General features: G+C 56.8%; 4 protein-coding genes. All 4 read left to right on the top strand.

Going from position 1 to position 12791, the window contains the following annotated elements:
- The first annotated feature begins 17 nt into the window (after positions 1-17).
- The 4 genes from DXB53_RS05705 (at position 18) to DXB53_RS05690 (ending at position 12630) form a co-directional block, all read left to right on the top strand.
- On the top strand, positions 18-1052 hold the full coding sequence (locus tag DXB53_RS05705) for a hypothetical protein (RefSeq protein WP_117583687.1): 1035 nt from the start codon (positions 18-20) through the stop codon (positions 1050-1052).
- A gap of 64 nt (positions 1053-1116) precedes the next feature.
- Positions 1117-2490: a hypothetical protein gene (locus tag DXB53_RS05700; RefSeq protein ID WP_117583686.1), complete on the top strand. Its 1374-nt coding sequence runs from the start codon at positions 1117-1119 to the stop codon at positions 2488-2490.
- Positions 2483-11818: a hypothetical protein gene (locus DXB53_RS05695; RefSeq protein ID WP_117583685.1), complete on the top strand. Its 9336-nt coding sequence runs from the start codon at positions 2483-2485 to the stop codon at positions 11816-11818. The genes DXB53_RS05700 and DXB53_RS05695 overlap by 8 nt, the downstream gene beginning before the upstream one ends.
- A gap of 416 nt (positions 11819-12234) precedes the next feature.
- Positions 12235-12630, top strand: a complete 396-nt coding sequence (locus DXB53_RS05690) for a helix-turn-helix domain-containing protein (RefSeq protein WP_117583684.1) — start codon at positions 12235-12237, stop codon at positions 12628-12630.
- The last annotated feature ends 161 nt before the right edge of the window (positions 12631-12791 follow it).

Raw genomic sequence — 12791 nt, 5'->3', positions numbered from 1 at the left:
GGAAGGGAGGATGTCACATGACAGAGGACAAGAACAAGCAATTCGATAATGCCGAGGACTTGGTTTGCGACCAGCCGGATCGGACGGCTGCGCCTGAGCAAGCGTCTCCTGTCGAGCCCTCCCGCTGTAAGCGCCCGTTTTGTCTGGGTTCCAAAGCGCGTAAACGCCTGTGGGTAGTCGCGGTGCTGCTGTGCGTTGTTGTGATGGCGACGGGCACCTACCTTACCTACACGGCGTTTTTGGGCGGTGACTTTCTAAAGTCGGTTGTCGTTTCGGGCACGTCGCAGGCGCTGTTTGCCTCGGACATGCTCACGGGTTACACGGATGAGAGCCTGAATGACGAGAAGATTGCCGTCCGAAGCGTCATCGCCGACACGAGTGGGGAAACCTGTTCCTTCACCTTCCGCATTTACAACCATCTGTTGGGCGACAAGAACAAAGTTAACGACAAGGACGTCAACGCGACGCTGAGCGTGAGGGCGACGGGCACGACGGGTACTTGGAGCGTTAACGGTACGCCCGCGCTGGCGACGGACGGCACGGTCAATCTTTCCTTCCCTGCCAACAAGGCAACCATGTATACCTATACGGTTAGGTTTGCCAAGACGGACCTCAACACAGCATCCTTCACGGTCAAGGCCCAGGTCGGCCCCAACAGCCCCGGAACCAACCTTAAATGGCTCGCGGCCAAGATTGCGCCTGCCGAGCGAGCGGAGGTAACGGCCTCGGGCGTTTCGGGCGAGTGGGTCGACAAGAACGCGGATGATTCGAATGTCGATAACTTCGACGCCTACAACTATCGCGTGACCGTCACGGGTGCTACGACCAAGGTGAAGCTCGAATGGAAGGACGGGGTCGAGCTCGATCCGTTCTTTCCAAAGAACCACAAGAACGATGGGGGGCAGCCAACCGCCAGTGTCGACTCGGTCACGCACGTCAGCTCGGTCACATACGATGCATCCCCTGGCTCGGAAATCATCACCTTTTACCGAAAGGGCGCCTCTAAGCCGACCAGCTTTGAAGGCATTGGCGTTACGTGTTCAGCTGCGTAGGCCAACCGCAAGCATAGATTTTGAGACCCCGCACGGGGCATGAGATAGAACGAGGTAGGACCAGATGAGAACGGCAAAGCGCATAACAACCGCATGCCTGACTGCGATCATGATTTTCCAGGCGCTCGCGCCCTCCACAGAGGTGTTCGCGCAAGAGCTCGACGCCGTTATGGAGGCGTCCGTCTCCGCCGCGCGTGCCGCGGGCAACACGGCGCGCTCCGTGCATGATGCCGTGGCCACCGCTTTGGAAGATGCCGACCAGGCTGCATCTGATGACACCGCAGCGACTCCGGGCGCCGATGCGGGTACTACCGAGGGCGGCGGTTCAACCAACGCCGGCGAGTCGCAGGATTCCACGACCGATGGAGCCAACAGCGGCGATGCCCCAACGGAGGGCGACGCATCCCAAGACGATGCGACTGCCGATGACGGTGCCACCGACGAAGAGCAGACGAATGACGCGGACGCAGATGCTGCCGCGCAGGCAAACCCCACCATCGATACTGTCGACGCGCTCAGGGACGTGCTGGGCGACAACAAAGTCACCACTGACGACTCGGGCACCGTCACAGCCATTACCTTTGGGTCTAACGCCGACCTTATCGCCATCTCCAACACCGACCCCGCCATCTACCAAAACGCGATCATTTCCAAAGGTGGCTCGACTGGCATCGACTTTGACGTGTGCGGCGCGGAGACCGTGGGCGACCTGGGCAGCCTCACGTTCCAGGGCTTCGGCAGCGATGACCATCCCTTCAAAGGCGCACTCGACCTGGGCGACAGAACCCTTGCCGCCAACAAGACACTCTTCAACAATATCGTGCTCAGCGATGCAAACAGCACCGTAAAGCTCACCTGGAAGGGTACCGACGCCCAGCCCATCGTGGCCGCCAAGGTCGCTGGCGAGAGCAAGACGCTCAGCGCTACCATTACCGTGGACAAGCCTGACGACAATAACGGAACGAGTATTGTCAAGCTCACCTCGCCGCTCGTGGGTGAGGTCGCGGGCATGCTCACGCTCAACGCCACCTACGCGACAAGCGCGAACAGCCCTCTGGCGATCAATATGCAATCGTCCACGGGCAATCTGGGCCTGCTCGTGGACACCCTTGCCGGAGGAGCGTCGCTTACGATCGCGGGGCTGAACGGTCTGCCGGAGAGCTTCAACGGCATCCCCACCATCGATGCTACGGGCGCTGGTGCCAATGCCGGCGGCCTTATTGGCGAGGCAGGCGAGGGGGCTGCCGTCACCCTTGCTTCGAATGTCGATGTCTCAGCGCTGAGCGTTGTAGGTAAAAACGCGGCGGGTGGACTCATTGGCAAGACGAACAAGATTACGCTTTCTGTGGGTGCGGGCAACAATGGAAAAGATGCCTCGGGTAAGGATATCAACGTCAAGCCCGCGCGCGGTTGGGTCGTCACCGGCCGGCATGTATGAAGACGGTCATGTCGATTACGCCACGTATGCGGGTGGACTTATCGGTGACGCTTCGTTTGCCGGCCCGTTCACCATCAACAGCGGCATCTTCGACTTCGGCGAGGGCGTGGCGCTCAGTGTGTCCAATGCGAGCGTTTCCCCTTCTGCCGGCGGACTGTTCGGCGTGCTCGACATCTCGAACGGCGATGTGACCGTCAACGGCGGCTCGTATACAAGCACGTTGCAAAACGGAACGGACAACAACAGCAGCGCGCGCGGGAACTACGGCGGCTTGGTGGGCAAGCTGTGGGGCCAGAAATACGGCGAGGCACTGCACGCGTTCACGGTGAAGGGTGGCGCTGAGGTGTCGTTTGGCGTGGGCCCCAAAGGCAACCTCACCTATGCGGGCGGCCTGGTAGGCTACCTTGGCGAAGGCGGCGGGAGCGACAACGTGTCCGCCGTGGTCATCGGCGATGCAACGGTGACGTGTGCGACCTCGGGCTACGCCAGTAATAATGGCAAGTACGGCGGCGCCGTGGGCGTCGTGGACACAAAAAACGTTCTAGAAGTGCGCGGCCTAAAGGTCGAAACCGCCGGCAACGCCACCATCGGCGGCTCGAACGGCGGCTTTGCCGGAGTCGTCGGATCGTCGTGGCGCGGCATCGTTAAGTTCGGCGGTGTCACCGACCTGTCGGACGCCAGATTCGCGGAAAACGACCACACCGCGCAGCTAGTCTATGAGAACTTCAACTCACTCATTTTTGCCGCGGGTAGCGGAAGCGACGTCGGTGCCACCGCAGGCGATATCACAAAATGGCAATACAAGCGCCCCACCACTCAGGTCAAGATTGATGACATCTACAGCTATGGTCAGGTCATTCGCCTGGGCAGTGGGCTGAGCAATGATCTCATCACCATCAACGATTCGCACCAGTGTATCTTTAAATCGAACCTCGTAAAAACTGATGGCGCCTTTGTGCTGGCAGGCGTTGACGATTTCGCAAAGCTGGCGATCACCTGGCAAACGAGCGGGTACTTCTCCGCCGTGGAGGACGTTTCGGATGACAATTTCGCTCAGATTCCTTCGACGAACATCACGCTCTCTGCAGACATCAACCTTTCCGGCACAGGTCTTACCGGCCTTACCAAAGACCGACAGCCCAAAGAGCAGGCCGGCGTTAACGAGAACAACCACAGCTTTGCCGCCACGCTCAACGGCAACGGTCACACCATAAGCCTGGCGGTGGGCGAGCCTTACGGCATGCGCGGCAATAGCGAGGTCAGTGCCACCAGTGATGGCAACGGCAAAATCTACCGCCACGGACGCCTGGGCCTGTTCGCAGCAATCAACGGCGCAACCGTCTCCGACGTTACCATCGCCGGTTCTATGAAGTTCGATAACGGCGCGGCCATTGATGCCGGATCGCTTGCAGGCACCATTGCGGGTGGTCTGACGCTGTCTGGCGCAACGTGCAAAACGAATATCGCGTGCGATGATGCGGTCGCCAACGATGTGAACATTGGCGGTATTGCAGGCAGCGTGTCGGTGGCTTCCACGGTTACGTTTAAGGATAACAGCAGGGCTCAAGCGACCATCGCTGCAACTAAAACGCTTAACGGCAATAGTCGTATTGGCGGCGCCATTGGTTATGCGGGCGATTATGGATCGATATTCAATGTTTCAGGCCTCGAAGTTGGCGGCAAAATCGAAACCGGCAATTGCGCCAGCGGCAAGATTGCCCAAGTCGGCGGTCTTATCGGCTGCATTGTTCAGGGATCGAACAAGAAGAACGTTACCGTTACTGGTCTTAACTTTAGCGGATTCACTATGACCTTGGGTGAGAATGGCGATAAGTACAAAGGCGCCGGCGGCCTCTTGGGCTACAGCTGGGGCAACACTACCGTTACCATTGGCGATGCTGGCGTGAACACCAGCGACAGCACCTATGCCCTCAAAACTTCCAACGACACGATCGTGACTGCAAACGACTCTACCGAGGTTGGCGGCCTGGTATACGCCGCGAGCGGCCATTGGATTATCAACAACTACGCTATCAATTTGGGTGGAGCTTCCTTTACCGCTAATAATGCCACCACGCTTGGTGTTCTTATTGCTCGAGGCAGTACATCCGATTCAACTAATAGCTTTGGTGCCGAGACCTCCTATAGCGGTCTATATTTGGAGGACAAGGCCTGGTGGGGCACGGCCTATGCCGTAGGCGGCCTGTCTATCACCGCCCCGAAAGTAAAGATATACGACGAATGGCTTGCAAATGGTGTGAAGCCCAATAGCAAGCTGATCGATAACGGCTGCAATGCGGTTGTCTCGCTTCATACCAACGATGAAAAGCTGGACATGAGCGGAGATCCCGCTAAGGATAATAGTTATCAAAATCGCATTTCTCCTGATAAGCTCCCCAAAATAAACGGTTCTGTTCGCTACTACTACAATCTGGACAGAGCGTTGACTGTGGTGACCAACTCAAAAAACGATAAAGCTGCTGCAATGATCACGCCTGAGCATCTCGTTTTATGGGCAGCGAGGCAGTATGCTCCAAGCGCGACATACGACGATCTAACGGGCACTAAAAAAATAATTTTCACGAATAATAAGATAGGGCTTGATCAAGGCAATCAGATTACTATCGATTTGACGGGTTATAGCTACTACCCTTCAAACCCAAACGGCTCTAATGCGGTAACCGTCCAAAACGTAAAGATCGTTTTTTGCTACTCACAGATAAGGGCTGAGCAGGAGAACAATAAAAGCAATGCTATGGCAACTCAACATGAGAATATGCACTGTGGCCTTATTCGCACGATTGGGGGTAAGGACCTTACTGTTACAGGCGTAACGCTGTCGGGAACAGTCGGCAGGGTAAAAAACGATAGAGCGAAGGGGACCGACCCAGAAAGCGTATCGGGTGCGCTGGTGCTTCGTTGCGCCTATGGATCGTCTGGCACCAAAATGTCGACTATCAATATTGATACGCTAACTCTTGACGGCTTGCAGGTGGACAGGGCGGAAGATAAGGAATATGCTCCGCTTTTGATTAACGCCATTACAAGGTATGTAAACCTGGACGTGAAAAATGTAACGACGTCCAATTATGCCGACAGCTCTGGTACCAATAAAAAAGCAGCTTCCAGCCTGTTCGGTCGATTGGGCTACGACAAGAATTCCGATCAGGTCATAGCAAAGTTCGAAAAAATAAGCTTGCCCAGCCAAACGGACAATACGATATTTACCCATGCAAGCCTGCTGGAGAGTTTTGGCTACGCGACCGCCGGCACGGGCTCGGCGGACTATACCTTTACAGCAGATGACGCTAAAAATAACAAGGTGACCTATGGATCCGAGATTGATAGGAAAGGTACGGAGTATTCCGGCAAGCAGCTTTGGTATTACGACGAAGCGACGTATGGCACCGAAAAAGGCTTAGTGACGGTTGATAACAAGCCGGCAAATGCCGGTACTCCTCGGTTCGGTGACTACCTTCCCTATGTTTATAAGGGGAAGGCCACCGAGAACAACGTCCAATACCACGAAATTAAAGTCAACCAGCGTATTCCAAAGCTGGTAACGGGATGCGGCACATATGGTGATCCGTATACCGTTAAGGACGCGACGGAGATGAACGCCATCGCCAACTATATCAACAATAGCGTGGCGTTGGATGGCTGGGAGGTTACCATTGTCGCCGACCAGGGTAGGCTCTGCACTCGCCGCAGCAGCGATCGCTCGACCGACAATGAGGTTACGTACGTCTACAAGCAGGCGAACGGTACTAATAATAAATGGGAGAAGAAGACCGGAGGCACAACGACCGATTCCACGCAGACGCTGAGCGACGAAACCATGCACCGCTATATACAGAGTGCGTATTACAGTATCGAGCCTGCCAAAGATAATAAGATTACTGTCGATGCGGCGTCGTTTGGCGGGTTTGGCAACAAGGCCAATCCGTTCCGCGGCGTTATCGTTGGCGATTTGGGCACCTCAACCTCATCTGCAACAATTGAGATTGAAAACAACAACGGCGAGCTTCGCGGCCTGGTTCCCTATAGCTATGGCAGCGTAGTGCGCAATCTGGATATTCGCTATGTGAATGCGCAAGCGACTATTACTTATTCTGACAAGGATTCCGACGGTGTCCCAACGGCGTTTTTCGGCGGCGTTATCGGCTGCATCCTTGGCGGCGATAACATTATCGACGGTGTGGTCGTAAACGATCCAAATAGCGGCTCGACGACGTACGGCTTTACCGTTACTGGCGACTCGCACCTTGTTCCCATCGGCGGTTATGTTGGCGCCATTGCAGGTGGCGGTGTGATTTTCCGCAACACGGGCGAATCGTGGCGTGGCGGCACAAAGAACAAAAAGTACAAGCCCTCTAAGGAAGATGCCGCAAAGTATGACCAGTACGACAACCCCTACGTTGGTCGCGTGATCGACGGCTATGCCTTTAGTGAAGGCTGCGACGTTGATAACGGTGACGCTAACTACAAAATCAACAAGCTCATAAACAAGGGGACCCCCTGCGTCACCACCACAGGCACCGACAACAAGTACATCGGTACTAACGCCGAGGCGCCCGTAACCACGGTGGAAAACGCTCAGGGCCTCTTGGTACTCTCGGCCATCATCAGCTCTGGCGCTGGCGCGGGAGCGGCGCAAACCGAGTACGCCAATTATGGCGTGTTCCGCGGCTCCAAAGCGTACTGGGGTAGCAATACGCAAACTTTGGCGATAAACGGCTACCTGTTTGGCAACAAGGAATACGGAAAGGTGCGAAATGCCAGCTATGGCAGCGTGGGGAAGCCTGCGAACGCTGAAGCCGATTTCGAGGTCGCCAAAAACGATGACCAGAAGGCTCCAGGCAAGCAAGGTTGGCATGGCCCACTCGACCCGGACTCCAATGTAAACTCGCCCTATCTGGTTGCGTCTTACGCTGCCAACTACCAAACGGGCTATGTGTGCGCGTCAAAATCGATCGGCATGAGCCTGGAGTTCAAGGCAAATACCCCCTACGACATGACCAAATACGGTACGGGATACGTGGGCCTTAACGGCCGCTATTACTCCGGTGCCTGCGACTCTGGCGAGAAGGCCACCGACCGCGACCGCATTACACCGCACGTAGCCACGATCGACGGCAACGGCGCCACTATTACGGTGGGCACCAAAAACGCCGCCTACGACACCGTCGAATATGCCGATGACGACTATAAGGTCTCGGGCGTGGGCGGCCTGTTCAGTACTGTGATGTTCACCTCAAGCTATGTCGCCCCCAGCGTCACCGCGAACGGCGACGCACAAGTCAAAGACCTCACCTTTAGCAACTGCAACGTTAAACTTACTTATATCGACGCAAGCGGCAACGCCACAACGGGGGCAGCATCGAACGACTTTATCGGAATCGGCCTTTTGGCGGGCGCAACGGCCAACTACGATGGCAACGCGTGCGGCATCTACCGCAACGTGCAGATGAAGAATTGCACCGTGTCGGGCGCTAAGAGCGTAGGAGGACTTCTTGGCAGCTCGGGTCGTGCCAGCCGAAGGACGGATAACGACATGACCTATATGGTCAATTTCGGCTCCGGCACGAAGGCTCCCGCGTATTTTTACGACTGTTCGTACACCGGCCTTAACGTCACGGGCGAGAAGTACGTCGGTGGCTATGTGGGTACGGCCGCCTCGGCGTGCGGCGTGTGGACAACCGCGGGCGCTGGGGTGAGCGAAAGGACCGTTGGCAAAAATTCGACCATAACCGCCACGGGGACAGCGCCCTACGTGGGAGGCGTGCTCGGCTTTGCCCAAAAATGCCATATCTCAGTCAACACCAACCCCGGCACCACCAAGGCGGTCCCGTCAAGCACGGCAGTCATCTCTGGGGTAAATGTGCTCGCTACCGGGTCGAACAGCGAAAAACTTATGGGTGCCGGCGGCGTGGTCGGAAGCGCTTATAGCGGCGTTATTTCTATGAGCAATGTGTGCATTGATGGCAAAGGTGGCACCGTGAACGCTGCCATCGGCGATGAGACCGGTACGAATCAGAATATCCGCAATGCGGGCGGCCTGATTGGCGAGGTTACGAGCGGCGGCTACCCCACCCCCAACAAGTACTGGTTTGAGGGCTGTAGCGTCAAGAATGTCAACGTCGCGGGCACCAGCCAATGCTCGGGCGGGCTTATCGGCTACTACTTCAGCAACGAGAGTATTACCTGCAACAACATTACGATCGAGGGCGCTACGATTGCGGGCAGCTGGAGTGGCGGTCTGCTTGGCGCGATTAACAGTGGTTCCGATGTCATCAACGTCACCAACACAAAGGTGTCCAACGCCACGTTTAGCGGAAGGTCCAACGGCGGCATTGCGGGTGATGGGCGCGGCCAGTTCCATCTGGTAAACGTGCTCATGGACAGCAATAGCTACAATGCGGGCAAAACCCAGGGTGTGCTCTTGGGCGAGGTCGACACAAGAGAAAAACAGTACAGCCTTTCCGCAGCGGGCGTGGACGTAAAGCCTGGCAACGGCAAAACCACGAGCGACCTGCCGCCGATGGTTTACGCGACCAATGCGGCTGCGGTTAACAGGAAAACCTACATCGCGTTTGGAGACTACAACGACAAGCTCGACGTACTCGGCAAGGGCATCACGCTCTACGGTGCGGACGATACCGCTACCACGGCGGCAAGCCCGTACGTGACCACGAGCCCCGTGAGCACGCTGGCGGTGCGTGCCTCCGGTACCGACACCACTGACCGTTATCTGTTCGGTGACGGGGCCGCCATTGAAACCGCAGCGACCATCCAGAGCCAGGCGGGGGACAAAGTCGCCGACCGCTATACCTACACCAACATCGCCGGCATCAATGATGCCGGCGTATACCAAAACACGAGCACCTATAGTGCGGATAGCTCAAAGAGCACTTTCAACGCCAACAACGTTACATCGAACAAGAAGGTCACGACCGACTTCCCCGTGCTCGTGATTCCCGGCAACGACACCACGACGGTCGAGAACTACCTGAATATCGTGACCAACGGCGGCTTCTCCGATGCCCGCCGCCTCAACGGTAGCGTCAAGCACGTGACCGCTACTGCTGAGGTCTTCTCGCTCGCCGATAACGGCACCTTCGTCAAGGACGCAACCGCCTCGCTAACGCCCGCGCTTAAGGTGCTCAACAACGGCACGAGCTCCATGACATTCCGCGCGAGCACCGACTGGGACAACGAGCGGGGGCGCTTTACGCTGCTCACGGTCACCTTTAGCGAGGCCGGCCAGAGCTACCGCGTGCAGGTGCCCATCATCGTCAAGCGCATGCTCGAGATCGACTTTACCGCCACCTACTCCGAAGGTGCGAACCTCAAAGCTTCCGACTATGCGACAAAATACGACAAGCACGTACTTGTGAGCAGCGGCGACACCATGACCGGCTACCTTACCTGGACCTATGGCAGCGCTCGGGGCGAGGCGGTCGATTACGGCTGGAACACGCTGCTCGAAGCCGGCGGCTCCATGGGTCCGCTCAACAAGAGCATCACCTTCGGTGCCACGCTGCCCGAGGGCACGCAACTTACGCTCGTGGACACGGCCAACAACAGCCGCGAATATCACTACACAGTGGGCGCGGGCGGAGCGGTGTCGGTCAAGCTCACCGACTTTGTGGACGCTAGCAATAATGCCTACGTCGAGCCGTGGCTGAGCGAAATCGTGGGCGTGACGCACAAGGAGGACAAGGACGGTGCCTGGGTCAAGCTCACCGATGCCGAGGTCAAAGGCAAGAGCCAGGTCGAGCTCGAGAAGGCGGCCGGCGCCAAGGTCGGCGGTGCGTACTACCGCGCACGTACATCTTCCGACACGACGGGCACGTTCTACACCCTCTCCGTTGCCGAGGAAGAGCCCAAGAGTGAGAACTTCTACTTGGCGGTGCGCACGCCGGCGGGCTCTGCGGGTGTCAACGGCTACACCGCAACTACGGTGGACACGAGCCTCAACGAGCACATCAACTACCTGCTGCGAGGCAAGAAAGCAGCCGACGGCAAGGCTGCCGAGGATGGGCACCAGAATACGGCCTCGACCTACAGCGTGACATCCAACTACACGCACGGCCTCATCGATAACAACGAGGGCGGCATCAAACGGATGGAGCTTCACGATGTCACCTATCCGCTTACCATGAAGGTAAGCGACACCGTGAAGTTCGACTCGAACCAGCAATACACGAGCTCCGACGCGCTGTACTACCAGCTGGATTCTTCGCTCGTGAACTACGGGAAGAACGGCAGTGCTGCGGGCGCGCATGGCTACCCGACTGGAACCCAGGGTACGTATTCGTTCTACGTGACAGTGGGGGGCAAGTACTACGTCCCGCATGCCTCAACCGTGAACGGCAAGACGAAGTGGACATGGAGGGAGGCAACCGCTGAAGATCCTTGCGCTGCTTCGGCTGTATGGGCTGCGGATGGCGGGGACATGAAATTGACGCTGGCCGACGCGAATTTTGGAGCAATTGATCTTTCTGGCATTCGCGAGATCGCTAAGAACCATAACAGCCAGTTCACCATCACTATGGAGGCGAATCTCGCCATGACGGAGCCTGCGTGCCAGGCTGGTATTATCGCTTCGCAGAATGGCGGCACAGATAAGTACACAAAGCCCAACTACCGTGCGCACCTCTCTACGCATGCCGAAACGCTCAGCACCAGTAGCAACTCGGCATACATCGACGGCATAGCTGGATACTACCGCATGGACGTGGGCTCCTCGACTATTGCGCTCGAGGCTTCAAAGAAGTCGCAGCTGGGCATCAACATCGATGACCTCAAGTCCGCCGACGGCGAAATCGCTCTGGTGGGAACGTATGATTTGTCCAAGCTCGCGGGTGCCGAGGCCATGATCTCCAATGCCAGCACGGTGACGTACACGCTGAGCTTGCAGAAGCGCCGCCAAGATGATGGCAGTTATGATGCGGTCGACAACATCTCAAGCTACATTACGGTGCTCGGTAGCGATAAGTTGGCTAACGGCTCTTTGAGCGCCGATGGCAAGAACTACGTATTTACTGATAGCAAGGGGGCTGGCGGCGCGTTCGCCACGCGCGACGGCAACAGCCTTGCCTTTAAGCATGCTTTCCGCGTTAAGGTGAATACGAATGTTGAGGGCAAGGACCAAACTTATGCCAACTACCGCTTGGTGCTTACGGCTCATATGTCCGGCGTCGGTGTCAACGACACGCCGGTTAACGTTAGCAACCTTGATGGCTATTCGCACTCCGACTACGTGACGTACACGCTGGCGCGCATCAACACCGACGGCATTCGCCATGAGACGAAAACCAACTAGCCACGCGAGGGGCGGCAACCACCCGGTTGCCGCCCCTTTTCTTGTTCTCCTGGCCTGCTGCTGCCCCAGCTTTCCACCTAGCTTTCCAGCTTTCCACCTTAGGTGGTAAGTTAAGTGGAAAGCTGGAAAGTAAGTGGAAAGTTGACATGTAGGTGCGGGCTGAAGAGGGGTTAATAATTACACAAACCATACCAGCCAAACAAAAAGATACCAATCTGGTTGGTAAAACACCGTCAATGAGCCGCGAGCTAACTAGCTGCGTAAATAAAACCTAAAGAACTGTTGCAAATTAATGGCAAATGCCCAGATGCCGCCGTGCGATTTTCAATTAACTGTTACGCGCAAACAGCAAAATGCTACTATCTAACATGCACGTAAGAAAGCAGATTAACGGTTAAGGCTAAGAAGTGGCAGGTATGTCGGAAGCAACAAGGACTCGCACGCATGCGCCCGAGGTTAGGCAGCGCGCCGTCGAGGTCCTCCAAGAGGGGGTCGGTCATCGCGTCCTCGCCGCGGAGCTCGGCATTCCCCAGGCCACGGCTCGTCAGTGGGCCCGCGCATATGCCGTGGACGGTGCCGACGCCGTTCTCAACGCCGGTTCGCATCATCACACCTATTCGTACGAAGTTAAGCTCGCCGTGGTCAAGGACCGCTTGGAAAACGGCTTAACGGTTCGCGAGGCCATGATCAAGCACAAGATTCCTAGCGAGTCTTCGGTCAAGGCTTGGTGCCGTCAGTACCGCGAGAGCGGTGAGTCCGCACTGGTCGATAAGCCGCGCGGTCGCAAGCCGCGCGTTAAAAAGGCGGAATAGCAAACGGGATGGTGCACCCACAGGGGCGCATTTTTCTTGCCGCCCCTCTGCTCCAATGCGGGCGTGCCCTTACCCCGTACGCCTAAAACTCCCCAGTTGACCGAAAACCCGCCGCCGCTACTCCTCAACTGAGCTATAACGTTAAACAATTGCAGCGTTTT

The sequence above is a fragment of the Collinsella sp. OM04-5 genome (assembly GCF_003439125.1).
Classification (GTDB): Bacteria; Actinomycetota; Coriobacteriia; order Coriobacteriales; family Coriobacteriaceae; genus Collinsella.
Note: the sequence above shows the minus strand (reverse complement) of the source record. Positions and strands in the feature narration are given on the sequence as shown.

Excerpts from the sequence above, each read along its gene's own strand:
- DXB53_RS05705 (WP_117583687.1), top strand. The coding sequence starts at position 18 with ATGACAGAGGACAAGAACAAGCAATTCGATAATGCCGAGGACTTGGTT.
- DXB53_RS05700 (WP_117583686.1), top strand. The coding sequence starts at position 1,117 with ATGAGAACGGCAAAGCGCATAACAACCGCATGCCTGACTGCGATCATG.
- DXB53_RS05695 (WP_117583685.1), top strand. The coding sequence starts at position 2,483 with ATGTATGAAGACGGTCATGTCGATTACGCCACGTATGCGGGTGGACTT.
- DXB53_RS05690 (WP_117583684.1), top strand. The coding sequence starts at position 12,235 with ATGTCGGAAGCAACAAGGACTCGCACGCATGCGCCCGAGGTTAGGCAG.